Source organism: Haloferula sp., from assembly GCF_049672945.1.
Classification (GTDB): Bacteria; Verrucomicrobiota; Verrucomicrobiia; order Verrucomicrobiales; family Akkermansiaceae; genus Haloferula.
Genome location: NZ_JBATWY010000016.1, coordinates 1 through 9,741, shown reverse-complemented (window position 1 = coordinate 9,741; position 9,741 = coordinate 1). Strand labels below are relative to the sequence as shown.

9 protein-coding genes are annotated in these 9,741 nt (G+C 58.4%); 5 read left to right on the top strand and 4 right to left on the bottom strand.

All coding sequences use genetic code 11. The features are described 5' to 3' along the window. On the top strand, positions 1 to 470 hold a 470-nt coding region (locus tag WBG04_RS01355; protein ID WP_424312545.1), incomplete at its 5' end, for a homocysteine S-methyltransferase family protein. On the opposite strand, the gene acpS is transcribed toward WBG04_RS01355, so the two are convergent. The 4 genes from acpS to WBG04_RS01335 all read right to left on the bottom strand — a co-directional run bounded on the left by acpS (position 415) and on the right by WBG04_RS01335 (position 4,104). Continuing rightward, on the bottom strand, positions 415 to 804 hold the full coding sequence (acpS, locus tag WBG04_RS01350) for a holo-ACP synthase (protein WP_424312544.1): 390 nt from the start codon (positions 802 to 804) through the stop codon (positions 415 to 417). The two genes, WBG04_RS01355 and acpS, sit on opposite strands and share 56 nt — an antisense overlap. Continuing rightward, positions 805 to 1,545 carry a pyridoxine 5'-phosphate synthase gene (locus WBG04_RS01345; RefSeq protein ID WP_424312543.1) on the bottom strand — a complete coding sequence of 247 codons (741 nt, stop codon included), beginning with the start codon at positions 1,543 to 1,545 and terminating at the stop codon, positions 805 to 807. 6 nt (positions 1,546 to 1,551) lie between these two features. Continuing rightward, a complete protein-coding gene (gene purH / locus WBG04_RS01340; RefSeq protein ID WP_424312542.1) occupies positions 1,552 to 3,093 on the bottom strand; it encodes a bifunctional phosphoribosylaminoimidazolecarboxamide formyltransferase/IMP cyclohydrolase in 1,542 nt (513 codons plus the stop codon). Positions 3,094 to 3,252: 159 nt separating this feature from the next. Beyond that, positions 3,253 to 4,104: a fumarylacetoacetate hydrolase family protein gene (locus WBG04_RS01335; RefSeq protein WP_424312541.1), complete on the bottom strand. Its 852-nt coding sequence runs from the start codon at positions 4,102 to 4,104 to the stop codon at positions 3,253 to 3,255. Between the two features lie 436 nt (positions 4,105 to 4,540). Between WBG04_RS01335 and tgt the strand changes: the two genes are divergently transcribed. From tgt to WBG04_RS01315, 4 genes are read left to right on the top strand one after another with little or no spacing between them, the layout of a single operon-like run. Continuing rightward, complete coding sequence (gene tgt, locus WBG04_RS01330; RefSeq protein WP_424312540.1) at positions 4,541 to 5,671, top strand: tRNA guanosine(34) transglycosylase Tgt; 1,131 nt, start codon at positions 4,541 to 4,543, stop codon at positions 5,669 to 5,671. Next, positions 5,668 to 6,018 (top strand): preprotein translocase subunit YajC, encoded by a 351-nt coding sequence (yajC, locus tag WBG04_RS01325; RefSeq protein ID WP_424312539.1) that lies wholly within the window; start codon positions 5,668 to 5,670, stop codon positions 6,016 to 6,018. The genes tgt and yajC overlap by 4 nt, the downstream gene beginning before the upstream one ends. A gap of 55 nt (positions 6,019 to 6,073) precedes the next feature. Next, positions 6,074 to 8,539 carry a protein translocase subunit SecD gene (gene secD, locus WBG04_RS01320; RefSeq protein ID WP_424312537.1) on the top strand — a complete coding sequence of 822 codons (2,466 nt, stop codon included), beginning with the start codon at positions 6,074 to 6,076 and terminating at the stop codon, positions 8,537 to 8,539. Positions 8,540 to 8,586: 47 nt separating this feature from the next. After that, positions 8,587 to 9,267, top strand: a complete 681-nt coding sequence (locus WBG04_RS01315) for a hypothetical protein (RefSeq protein ID WP_424312536.1) — start codon at positions 8,587 to 8,589, stop codon at positions 9,265 to 9,267. The last annotated feature ends 474 nt before the right edge of the window (positions 9,268 to 9,741 follow it).

Sequence of the window (9,741 nt, the reverse complement as noted above, 5' to 3'; positions counted from 1 at the left end):
CACTTCCGTCCGTCAAAGAAGCCACCGGCATCGCCCGCGCCATGGCTAAGTCTAAAAAGCCTTACCTCATCAGCTTCTGCACCGGCACCGACGGCAAGGTCCTCGATGGCACCCCCCTCCCCGAAGCCATGGACCTCCTCGACCAAACTCTCGACCGCCCCCCGGTCGGCTACTTCGTCAACTGCACGCATCCAAGTTTCATAACCAAGAACTACGATTCCGGCTGCCTTGATCGACTTGTGGGAATCCAGGCGAATGCCTCTTCGAAGGATGTTGCCGAGCTCGACTCTTCGACCACGACGCTGGCGGACCCGGTCGAAAACTGGGCCGAGGCGATGCTCGCACTTCGCGAAGCCCACGAGGTCCAAATCCTCGGCGGCTGCTGCGGCACCACTCTCAGTCACATGCAGCACCTCATCCAGCCATCATCGCCACCGCATTTGCCGCCGCATAGTGGCGGGCGTGGGTGAGGCTGATCTTTACTTCGACGATGCCGTTCTTCTCAGCGAATGCTTTTCCAGCGCCACTGAGAACCAACTGGGGTTCCCCGCTTTCCTTGCGCACGATCTCCATATCGAGCCAGCCGAGATCTTTTCCGATTCCGGTGCCGAAGGCTTTTGAAATTGCCTCTTTCGCGGCGAAACGGGCTGCATAGTGAAGTCCCGATTTCCGCTGCGAGTCGCAATACTCCCGCTCTGATTGCGTGAAAACCTTTTCGGCGAAACGATCGCCGAATTCCGACATCGATGATTCGATTCTTTCCACCTCCACCACGTCGATACCGATTCCGAACAGCTGCATCATCTAGTCGGGGTAGCCATTCACCGCTTCTCTCATCTCAACGACCGCCTCACGGAAACCAACCCGCATGGCGCGAGCGACGATGGTGTGGCCGATATTCAGTTCCGCCAGATGAGGCACCGTGAAAAGGCGGTAGACGTTGGTATAATTGATGCCGTGACCCGCATTGACCTGGATGCCCGCCGCGTGGGCCGCCTTTGACGCCTCAATCAGCCGAGATACCTCGGACTCGATCATATCACCTTGGGCATTCGCAAAGCATCCGGTGTGCAGTTCGACCATTTCCGCCCCGGTCTTGGAGGCCGCCTCGATTTGAGGAAGGTCCGGATCAATGAACAGGGAAACCTTGATCTCTTCCTGCTGCAATCGGGCGACACAGGCCGTCACCTCATCGAGCCGACCCGCCACATCCAAACCACCTTCGGTCGTCACCTCCTCGCGGGTCTCGGGCACCAGACAGACGAACTCGGGTCTTACCTTGAGTGCCAGCTCCAGCATCTCAGTCGTGACCCCCATTTCGAGGTTCAGGGGCAGCGGACACTTGTCCGCGATCTCATAAGCATCGCGATCCTGCATGTGACGTCGATCACCGCGGACATGAATCGTGATCGAATCCGCCCCGCCTTCCATTGCATCGTAAGCCGCTTCAAGCGGAGACGGCTCGGCATTGGCTGACTGAGGAAGCAGCGAGTAGCGAGCCTCACGCAGCGTCGCCACGTGATCGATATTCACGCCGAGGAGCATCTTCGTTTAATGGCGGAAGTGACGGTGCCCGGTGAAGACCATGGCGATTCCGGCCTTGTCGGCGGCATCGATGACCTGTTGGTCATTCTTCGAGCCACCCGGCTGGATGCACGCCGTCGCCCCGGCAGCCGCTGCCGCTTCGAGCCCGTCCGCGAAAGGAAACATGGCATCGGACGCCACCACCGAGCCCTTGAGATCGAGACCTGCCTCACCCGCCTTCCAGACGGCGATCTGAGAACTATCGACCCGGCTCATCTGTCCGGCACCCACACCCAAGGTGCGGTCGGCACTGGCGTAGACAATGGCATTCGACTTCACGTGCTTCACAACCCGCCAAGCAAAGCGCATCGCCCGCATCTCCTCTTCGCTCGGTGGGCGCTTGGTCACCACTTTGCTTTCAAGGTCGTCCAAGCCAAGCGCCGTGTGATCGCGATCCATCACCATCAGCCCCCCGGGACAAGAGCGAACGAGAGGTGCCTTTTTGGCCGTCAGGTAGGCCTCGTTCATTTTCATCAAACGGAGATTCTTCTTCTTTTGCAGCACCGCACGGGCTTCCGGCTCGTAATCCGGCGCGATGATCACATCGGTGAAAATTCCGGAAATGATGCGGGCGACGCCCTCCGTTAGAGGACGGTTGCAAACGATCACGCCACCGAAGGGAGCCTGACGATCGGTCTCAAAAGCCTTCTTCCAAGCAATCCGCAGATCATCATCGTCCTGCCCGACACCACAGGGATTGGTATGCTTGAGGATCCCGATCGTCGGACGGACAAAATCGAGAATCAGGTCCGCGGCGGCCTCGATATCCAGAATGTTCGTATAACTCAACTCCTTGCCCTGAAGCTGTGAGAAGCAACTACGGAAGTCGCCGTACAAAACCGCCTTCTGGTGGGGATTGTCACCATAGCGAAGTTCCCTGTCGAGCGGCAGGCTCACGCTGTAATGGCGGCGGGTTCCTTCGTCACAGCGTCCGAGATAGTTCGAAATGTTCGCGTCGTATTGCGAGGTCCGGAGAAAGACCTTCACGGAGAGTTCCTCGCGGAATCCAAGGGTCGTATCCCCGTCATGATCCTTCATTTCCTCGATCACACGCGAGTAGTCGGCGGGATCGGTCACCACGGTCACGCTGGTGTAGTTTTTCGCGGCACTGCGAAGCATTGAGGGCCCGCCAATGTCGATGTTCTCGATCGCCTCAGCCAGCGTCACCCCTTCCTTGGCAATGGTATCCTCGAATGGGTAGAGATTCACCACCACCAGATCGATGGGAGGAATGTCGTGCTCCTGCGCCTGGGCCACGTGCTCCTTGTCGTCGCGCTTGTGCAGCAGCCCCCCGTGAACCTTTGGATGAAGGGTTTTGACACGGCCCTCGAACAGCTCAGGTGCGCCGGTGAATTCCGAAACATCGATGACAGGCAGGTCCACCTCCCGGAGAGCCTTGGCAGTCCCTCCAGTTGAGAGCAATTCAACCCCCATTTCATGAAGTTCCTTGGCAAATTCGGCGAGGCCGGATTTATCGGACACGGAGAGCAGGGCACGCTGGATCGGCATCGATGATTGGGGTCTGTTTCGTCGGAAGAGACACTCTCCCGCGCTCCGCGTACTCCCCACTCCGCCTCCCGGCAAGTCTCAATAAGAAACGGAATCCCCTGCGAGGCACCCGTCATGGCACAGTCGATTCCGAAATGCCTCCAAACAAGGCCTGAAATCTCAACCCTGAACCACCCGCTGCTTCATTTCCCCCAGCCCTTCAATCCCGAGCACCACACGGTCACCCGGTGTCAGATAACGAGGCGGCTTCATTCCCATCCCCACACCACCTGGCGTTCCGGTAGCGATCACATCGCCGGGAAGCAGGGTCATGAATCGACTGATGTAGCTGATCAGAAAGGCGACGCTGCGATGCATGTCCCCCGTCCAACCATTCTGCCGAAGCTCACCATTCACCTTGCTCCAAAGCCTGAGCCCTTGAGGATCCGCGACCGCTGAAGCAGGCGTCAACCACGGGCCCATGGGGCCGAAACTATCGTGACTCTTTCCCTTCGTCCACTGACCGCCCATCTCCTTCTGAAAAGCCCTTTCCGAGTAGTCACAAAAAACCGAGTAGCCTGCGACGTATTCGAGCGCCTCGTCCTTGGACACGCGATTGGCCGTGCGACCGATCACCACCCCCAATTCCACCTCGTAGTCGAGTTTTACCGAATCCCGAGGGCGAATGACGTCGTCATACGGCCCACTCCAACTTGAATTCGCCTTCATGAAAATCGGTGGCTCATCGGGTAGTTCCTGACCCGACTCTTTCGCATGGTCCCGGTAATTCTGGCCGACACATACGATCTTGGACGGCCGATCCACCGGTGGCCCCAAGCGAAGGGTCGTTGGGATTTCCTCCCCGTCGGGACAGCCGTCCTCGACCCAGGCGGCCAGAGACTCCATGCCACCCATGGCAAAAAAGCCTTCATCGTAGTCGTGGAACTGACGACTAGCATCAATCAGACGCCCGTCTTCCAGCGCAACACCCGGCTCCTCTCGCCCCGCCTCACCGAATCGGATCAGTTTCACTTCGAGCGGTCTAACGGAGAGCGAGGAATAATGCAACCCGCTCCGAATCAAGGGCTGTCATCCAATCCAAATGGCTCAAATAGTCAATTTTTGCGTAGGAACCCGTAGCGTTTACAAGAGTTATTCATTTTCATCCCTGAAAATCCGGTCCAGCTTTCATGAAGCGGCCCGCAAGGGATCCGCACCGGTCCCGCGAATTCGCGACTGGTCCAATTATTGTTGTCGATCTGGTTTCCGGGGGGATGCCATCACTTCATTTGGATCATTCCAGCTCGTTGACCTTAAACATTGGGCGCGAATCGTGGTTCCGGGGGGAGTCCGATTCGCGCCCTTCTTACGTCCTACGTCCGCAACTCGCGATATCCTTCAAGAAATCGACTTATGTGCCCGGTTTGGCATTGGAAAGTCAGGGAATTCGCCTTCTCTGCCCCCGCACATGTTCGAAGTTCTTCACAAGGATCCCCATTCAAAAGCCCGCTGTGGCCGGATGGCCCTCGCCCACGGCGAAGTGGATACCCCCATTTTCATGCCCGTCGGCACCCAGGGATCGGTGAAAACCCTGCACCCGGAGGAGCTCGACCTGCTCGGAGCACAGATCATTCTCGGCAACACCTACCACCTTTGGCTGCGGCCCGGCCACGATTTGATCCGCGAACTGGGCGGCCTGCACGATTTCACCACTTGGCAAAAGCCGATGCTTACCGATTCCGGCGGTTTCCAAGTCTGGTCATTGGCCAAACTGCGCAAGATCACCGAGGAGGGCGTCCGCTTCCAAAATCACCTCGACGGCTCGAAGATGATGCTGACGCCCGAGCTCAGCATGGAAATTCAGGCCGCGCTCGGCTCGGACATCGCGATGCTTTTCGATGAGTGCCCGCCCTACCCCTGCGAGCGGAAATACGCCGAGGAATCGCTCGGCCTCACCACCCGCTGGGCCCGTCGCTGCAAGGACTGGGTGGAAAAAAACCAACCGAGCTCAGGCCACGGGAAACAGCGCCATTTTGGCATCGTCCAAGGCTCCATCTGGGCAGAGCTGCGCGAACAATCCGCCCGCGAACTGGTCGAAATCGGCTTCGATGGCTATGCCGTCGGCGGCGTCTCGGTCGGCGAGCCCGAGCATGAAATGTTCCGCGCCATCGAAAATGCCGTGCCCTTTCTCCCGGAAGACAAACCGCGCTACGCGATGGGCCTCGGCACCCCACCCCAAATTCTCGAAATGATCAGCCGTGGGGTCGACATGTTCGACTGCGTGATGCCGACCCGCGTCGCCCGCCACGGGCAGGCATTTACCCTCGACGGACCGATCCACATCAAGAATCTCGAATTCGAGCGCGATCAAGGTCCCCTCTGTGAAAGCGCGCACCCCCACGTCGCGCGCTTCACTCGCGCCTACATCCGCCACCTTTTCCGAGCCGGGGAAATCCTCGCTTTGCGGTTGCTTTCCTTTCACAACTTGCATTTCTTCCTCCGCCTCGCCGCCAACTCGCGGCAGGCCATACGTGAAGGGAACTTCCTTGAATTCAAGGATTCCTTCATTCGCAGATACAACGCTTCCAAAGATTCATGACATCCACGCTTTATTCATTCCTCGCTCAGGGCCAAGGCCAATCGGGCGGCGGCGGACTACTGGGAAACCCTATCGTCATGATGGTCCTGATGATCGTCATGTTCTACTTCCTGTTGATTCGCCCTCAACAGAAGCAGCGCAAAGAACTCCAGGCGCGCATCGATTCCCTCAAGACCGGCGATCGAGTCATCACCACCGCAGGCATCCACGCCATCGTTCACAACATCAAGGACAAGACCGTCACCCTCAAGGTCGCCGAAGGCACCATGATTGAGTTCGACAAGAACGCCGTCGCCTCCGTCCACAAGAAGGAGACGAAGACCGCCGCTCCTGCCGAAAAGGCCTGAACGTCTTCTGTTCGAGCCTAGCTGACCTTTTCAGTTCCTTCCTCCTTCAAAATCCATGATCCCGCCGATCCTCGCGCTCGACATCATCGCCGACCCCTTGGTCCTGTTTCTCTCAGGGCTCGCGTTGCTGATTCTCTTCATCTGGTACTTCGTGACCGAATCTGATCGCCGCAAGCGGAACATCGGCACGATCCTTGTGGTCGGCCTGTGCACCCTTTGCAGCTTGGCCCTCTTCCCCCCTAGCAAGACCCTCAATGGCGGGATCGACCTCGTCGGTGGCTCGGCTTTCACTCTTAAAGTCCAACCGAACACCGACCCCAACACGGGAGAAGTCATTCCTCTGCGGGAAGACGACCTGAATCAAGCCGTCGCCACCATTGAGAAGCGCCTTGGAGCCGGCGGCACCAAGGACCTGTTGATCGCCAAGAGCGGCAACGACACCATTCTCCTGCAAATGCCGGGCATGTCGCCAGAGACGGCATCCGATATCCGCGTGACGCTCCAGAAAGTCGCCAAGCTCGAACTTCGCGAGGTCAATCTCGAGGGCGAAAAACGTGAAACCTCAGACGGCAAGACTTTGGCCGAACGCGTCTTCGACAAGGAGGACATCGTTCCAGGATACCGCGCCTACAAGCATGAGGGTGAGGATCGCAAGGGCGAAAAATACACCGAGTTCCTGCTTCTCAACAATCGCACCGCGGTTGCCGGTGCCGACGTCGCCAATGCTTACCCCGTTCAGCAAGGAGCCGACAATATCGTCAGCATCGAACTCACCGGTGAAGGCGGTAAGAAAATGGTCAACCTGACCAAAGACATGCGCCCCGGGCAGGATCGCATCGCCATTCTTCTCGACAACGAGGTGGTCTCCGCTCCCACCGTCCAATCCGTTCCACTCGGCGCTCGCTTCGTGATCGAAGGGCAGAAGAATCTGAAGGAAGCCTCCGAGCTCGCAGCCCAACTCAACAACCCGCTCAAGAACGCCCTCAAGATCGATCAGGAGAGCTCGGTCTCCCCAAGCCTCGGTCGCGCGGTCGTCAAGCAAGGTGTCACCGCCGCCCTCACCGGTCTCGCACTGACCGCCATCTTCATCCTGATCTACTACCGCACCGCAGGAATCGTCGCGCTCATCGCGCTGTTCGTGAACTCGATCCTGATCTTCGGCGCGATGGCGATGTTCGGCTTCACCTTCACCCTTCCGGGGATTGCCGGCATCATCCTGACCATTGGTATGGCGGTCGATGCCAACGTGCTGATCTTCGAGCGACTCCGAGAGGAGCTCGAAAACGGCAAGTCACTCGGCAATGCCATCGAGACCGCCTACGAGAAAGCCTTCTCGGCGATCTTTGACTCCAACATCACCTCGCTCCTCGCCGCCACCATCCTCTTCTGGAAGGCCAGCGGCACCGTCCAGGGCTTCGCCGTCACCCTGACCATCGGCCTGCTCGGATCGATGTTTTCCGCCATTCTCGTTACCCGCGTGATCTTCCGCTGGGTCGTCGACCTCGGACTCCTGAGAAACCTTTCGCTCCTCAACCTGTTCCGCAAAAGCTCGTTCGACTTCCTCGGCAAGCGGCGGATTGCCTTTGTCGTTTCCGCCCTGCTCTTCATTGCCGCTATTTCCGGATTCGTGATCCGTGGTGAAAAAGGACTCGGAGTCGACTTCACCGGCGGCACCCTTCTCAAGTTCCAATTCATGGAGGGCCAGACCGAAGTCACCGCCGCTGAGGCCACTGAAGCTCTCAAGGATGCCAACACCATTGCCAAGCCCGTTGTTCAGGAGGAAACCGTTCCCGGCACCGGTGAGCTATTGACGGTGCGCTGTGACATCAACGACGCCCAGCTGATCGAAGACACCCTGCGCAGCAAGCTCAGCGTGATGAGCGAACGGGTGCCCACCGCGGCGGACCCGAACGAAACCGAATGGGCCGTCCAAGCGACCACCGAGGCCGTTTCCGCAACAGCCGGTAAAGCCTTCCTCTTCAATGCCTGCGTCGCCATCGGCATGGGTCTTGTCGCGATGCTGATCTACATCAGCATCCGTTTCGAATTCTCCTTCGCCCTCGGTGCCTTCGCCGCACTCGTCCACGACATCGTCATCGCCACCGGTCTGATCGTCCTCTTCGGCGGTGAGCTTTCCCTCATCCACGTCGGTGCCATCCTGACGATCGCCGGCTATTCGATCAATGACACCATTATTGTCTTCGACCGGATTCGGGAGTCTCTGCTTACTTCCAGGGGCACGGTCGAAGAGCTGATGAACGAAGCGATCAATGCCACCCTGTCACGGACCTTGCTGACCTCGATGACAACGATCGCCACTGTGGCCATCCTCGCCATTTTCGGCGGCTCGGCCTTGGCCGACTTCTCGAAAATGATCCTCGTCGGCCTGATCGTCGGAACCTACTCGTCGATCTTCGTCGCCGCCCCAATCGTCCTCTGGTGGAGCCAGGGCAAGGGCCGCAACCTGCGCAAGGAAGTGCTCGATGCCAGCCTTGCCGGTGAGATCGAAGCCGCCAGCTGATCGACACAGCGATTGATATCCTTACCAAGCTCGGGCAGCATCGCTCTATGAAGCGATTGCTGCCTTTGCTCTTTCTGGGTCCCGCGCTGCCTCTGACGGCCCATGATTCGGAAATCCCCATCGGCATCGAGATCGTCACCGGCTACCGCTCCGACTACGTTTACCGCGGTTTTTCGCTGGCCGACAACCTGATCGAGATCCAGATCGGTGGCGAAGTCGCCCTGAGCAACCAGTGGCTACTCGACTTCGGTGGCTGGTATGGCACCGGTTCCGACGACTTCGGAGAGTTCAGTGGCAGCCTCGGCATCCGCTACGATCAGGATTCATGGGACGCCGGTTTCGATGCCGCCTGGCGCAGCTACGAAAATTCCTTTTTCAATGACGGCTTTGATTTCGGGCCCTTCTTCAACTGGCGCCCGAACGCCGATTGGCGAATCGGCAGCGCCGTCAGCTACGATACCGGCCCGGACGGTTGGTATGGCGAGGTCGAGGCCGAATGGAGCAAACCCGTCGGGAATTCGTCGTTTCTCAGCATCCTCGGAGGAGCCAGCGCGGTGTCCAACTACTACGGTCGCGACGGCTTGAACGATTTCTACAGCCGGCTGGGCTATACCTACGGAGTCAACGACAGCGTCGCCTTTACCCCCTTCGTCGGGGCCTCCGTGCCCCTCTATTCCGGCGGCTCCACCCGTCTTTTCGCCGGACTGTGGTTCGAGGTGAATTTCTGAGTTGTCCAAGCGCCTGAGAAAAAGGCGGGCGCCGTTCACTAAGTTCCTTTGATTCGGGAAGGTCCCGGTCTTGTTGGAGCCGCGCCTTGAGTTGGATTCCCACCCTATGGACGGCCTCACATTTGAGATTGCTCTCACGCTCGTGCATGCGTCAATCAACCGGGTGGCCCCGGACCCTCTTCCCTACTTTCTTCTCTGGTCCGGGCGGTTTCCGATTCTCCGACTTCCTGCGGGTCGGCATCCCTCTCAATTTCATCTGTTGGATCACCGCGTGCCTCCTGATCCGCGTGATTTGGCCTTTCTGAGTCAAGCCTTCGGCCAAACCGTCCAAAGGTAGCCGCCATAGATAGAGCCTGTCCCACAGCGCCGATCCTAGGCGCTGTATGGCTTGAAGGTTGTTAGGAAAAAGGCATGAGAGGCGAATATGCCTCCCATGCCCGAAATTCGGGGTCTATAAATTGGTTTACCACAACT

Excerpts from the sequence above, each read along its gene's own strand:
- tgt (WP_424312540.1), top strand. The coding sequence starts at position 4,541 with ATGTTCGAAGTTCTTCACAAGGATCCCCATTCAAAAGCCCGCTGTGGC.
- WBG04_RS01345 (WP_424312543.1), bottom strand. The coding sequence starts at position 1,545 with ATGCTCCTCGGCGTGAATATCGATCACGTGGCGACGCTGCGTGAGGCT.
- purH (WP_424312542.1), bottom strand. The coding sequence starts at position 3,093 with ATGCCGATCCAGCGTGCCCTGCTCTCCGTGTCCGATAAATCCGGCCTC.
- yajC (WP_424312539.1), top strand. The coding sequence starts at position 5,668 with ATGACATCCACGCTTTATTCATTCCTCGCTCAGGGCCAAGGCCAATCG.
- WBG04_RS01315 (WP_424312536.1), top strand. The coding sequence starts at position 8,587 with ATGAAGCGATTGCTGCCTTTGCTCTTTCTGGGTCCCGCGCTGCCTCTG.
- secD (WP_424312537.1), top strand. The coding sequence starts at position 6,074 with ATGATCCCGCCGATCCTCGCGCTCGACATCATCGCCGACCCCTTGGTC.
- acpS (WP_424312544.1), bottom strand. The coding sequence starts at position 804 with ATGATGCAGCTGTTCGGAATCGGTATCGACGTGGTGGAGGTGGAAAGA.